General features: G+C 73.5%; 3 protein-coding genes and 1 pseudogene. 2 read left to right on the top strand and 2 right to left on the bottom strand.

Going from position 1 to position 2,491, the window contains the following annotated elements:
• Positions 1 to 64: 64 nt before the first annotated feature.
• The gene (locus QH283_RS00600; protein ID WP_280501063.1) at positions 65 to 880 is read right to left on the bottom strand and encodes an HpcH/HpaI aldolase/citrate lyase family protein; all 816 of its coding nucleotides are present in this window, start codon (positions 878 to 880) and stop codon (positions 65 to 67) included.
• Between the two features lie 187 nt (positions 881 to 1,067).
• Between QH283_RS00600 and QH283_RS30250 the strand changes: the two are divergent.
• A pseudogene (locus QH283_RS30250) lies at positions 1,068 to 1,697 on the top strand (AMP-binding protein); the annotation flags it as partial.
• Here the strand turns inward: QH283_RS30250 and QH283_RS00610 are convergent.
• Complete coding sequence (locus QH283_RS00610; protein WP_280501066.1) at positions 1,616 to 1,933, bottom strand: hypothetical protein; 318 nt, start codon at positions 1,931 to 1,933, stop codon at positions 1,616 to 1,618. The pseudogene QH283_RS30250 and the gene QH283_RS00610 sit on opposite strands and share 82 nt — an antisense overlap.
• On the opposite strand from QH283_RS00610, the gene QH283_RS00615 reads away from it, so the two are divergent.
• The gene (locus QH283_RS00615; protein ID WP_280501064.1) at positions 1,823 to 2,317 is read left to right on the top strand and encodes an AMP-binding protein; all 495 of its coding nucleotides are present in this window, start codon (positions 1,823 to 1,825) and stop codon (positions 2,315 to 2,317) included. The two genes, QH283_RS00610 and QH283_RS00615, sit on opposite strands and share 111 nt — an antisense overlap.
• The last annotated feature ends 174 nt before the right edge of the window (positions 2,318 to 2,491 follow it).

The following is a 2,491-nucleotide window of genomic DNA, read 5'->3' on the forward strand; positions in this document are numbered from 1 at the left end:
GCTCTGAGCCCACCCGCGTTCCTCGGCGGGTCATCGCTCACCGGAGAACCGGCTCACCGGCCGGTCATGGCGCGAGCAGTCGGCGGGCCCGGCGGATCACCGCCTCGTCCACCATGCGCCCCGCCTCGTCGAGGATCACTCCGCCGTCGGCGGCCTCGAAGCGCGCGACCAGTGCCCGCGCCCGCGCGAGTTCCTCGGGGGCGGGGGTGAAGACCTCGTTCACCACAGGGACTTGAGCCGGGTGGATGCACGCCCGGCCACGGAAGCCCATGCGCCACAGCCCGATCGTGGATTCCCGCAGCCGGTCCAGATCACGGAAGTCGGTGCGGACCGGTCCCAGCGGCGCGGCGATACCCGCCGCCGCGCTGGCCAGCACCACCTGCCCGCGGATCGCCGCCAGTTCCCGCTCGTCCGACCCCGGTGCGATGCCCACCTCCGCGCACAGATCGGCCTCCCCGATCTGCAACAGCAGAACCCTTGGCGCACTGGCGATCTCCCGCGCGGCCATGACGGCGGCCGCGCTCTCCAGCAGCGGGCAGACCCGGATCGCGCCCGCCGCGGCCTCGTGGCGCGACAGCACCTCGTCCATCGCCCGGACCTGCCGAGCCGATTCGGTCTTGGCCATGCAGATCGAGGCCACCGCGGGCGCGGCCACCGCGGCGGCATCCGCCAGCCCCGCCGCGCCGGGATTCACCCGCACCCACACCCGCCCGGTCGCGGCGACGGTGCGCACCCAGCGGCCCACCTCCTGGCGCGCGGATTCCTTGTCCGCGAACGGAACCGAGTCCTCGAGGTCGATCAGCACCACATCGGCGGAGCCCGCCAGCGCCTTGTCGAACAGTTCCGGGCGGTTGCCAGGGACATAGAGCGCCGATCGCACCGGCCGACCTCCTCACCGGCGCCCGAACCGCCGATCTTTCGAAACATAGTTTCCCGATTCGAAACTCTACGGCGAGGCCGCGGTCACGTCCATCTGTCGCGCGCCATTGTCGTGCGCCATTGTCGTGGGAATGCCCGATACCGGGCGGCCGCCCGGTTCGCTAGCCACCCCCGCGGGAGGGCTACCGATGCCTACAGACGAATCCGCCGCGCCCCGGACCGTGCCGGATCTGCTCGACGCGGCGGTCGCCCGCGATCCGGCCGCCACCGCGGTGGTGGACCGGGACCACCGGATCAGCTACGGCGAACTGGACGCCCGATCGTCGCGCCTGGCGCGCCGCCTCGCCGCCCACGGGATCGTCGCGGGCACACCGGTCCTGGTGGCGCTCCCCCGCTCGGTCGACGCCCTCGTCACCTGGTGGGCGCTGGCCCGGCTGGGCGCCGTCTTCGTCCCCCTCGGCCCCGCGCGCTTCCCGGAGCGGCAGGCCTACATCGCCGAATGCTCGGCGGCACGCGTCGGCGTGACCTCGCTCGCCGAACGGGCGGGCCTGCCGGACACGGTCGAATGGTTCGTCCACGACGACACGGCCGACCCCGGCATCAGCGCGCCGATCACGACCCGATCCGCCCGCCCGCACCCGGACGAGCCGGTCCACATGGCGTACTCCTCCGGGGGCACCGGCGTGCCGAAAGGCATCCCGCACACCCACCGCACCCTCACCACCCTGGCCCGCGCCTACCGCAGCCGCTTCCGGGTCGAGCCCTCCTCACTCGTCCTGCACATCGCAGACCCGCACCACGACGCCTGGCTGCTCGAACTCCTGCTCACCTTCGGTTCGGCGGCCACCGCCGTCGTGGTCCCCCGGCCGTCACCGAGGGCGAGCAACTGGCCGACTTCATCCGCGGCGCCCGGGTCACCCACGCCTACCTCGCCGAGAACGAACTGCTCACCCTCACCGCCACCGACCTCCCCGACCTCCGGCACCTGCTCCTCGACGCCCGCGACCTCACCGAGGGTCTCGCCGAGGCGTGGTCGGCCATCCGCACGCTCCACCTCAGCTACGGCGTGCCCGGCACGACCGTCACCACCAGCGGCCCCGCCGGCGCCGGGCATGCGCCCACAGGCAACAGCCGCCTCATCGGCACCCCCGTCGACGGCATCGCCGCCTACGTCCTGGACGACGAGCTCCACCCCGTCCCCTTCGGCACCGCGGGCGACCTCTACCTCGGTGGCCCCGCCCTCCCCGCCACATTCCACGACCGCCCCGACATCACCTCGGGCCGCCACGTGGCGATCCCGTTCACCCGGGACGCCGTTCCCGTCCTCAACACCCTCGACCGCGTCCGCTGGAACCACACGCCGACCGGCCCCGCCCTCGAACACGTCGAAGGCCCGTTCCACGTCCACATCCGCCACGGCGGCCGCCCGCGCTCGTGAGAAGTGCCGGCTTCCGAGATCGTGACCACCGGGCGACGGCAGATCGCCCGCGGCGCGGCCGAGGTCGCGGCATGGATCGAACCCGACAAGGACGGCCGAGGCGCGGAGGATTCCCGCGGCGCGGAGTCCGGCCACTCGCCCGACGGCTCCGAACCGGACCCCACCCGCGCCGCG

The sequence above is a fragment of the Nocardia farcinica genome (assembly GCF_029867845.1).
GTDB classification, from domain to species: domain Bacteria; phylum Actinomycetota; class Actinomycetes; order Mycobacteriales; family Mycobacteriaceae; genus Nocardia; species Nocardia farcinica_A.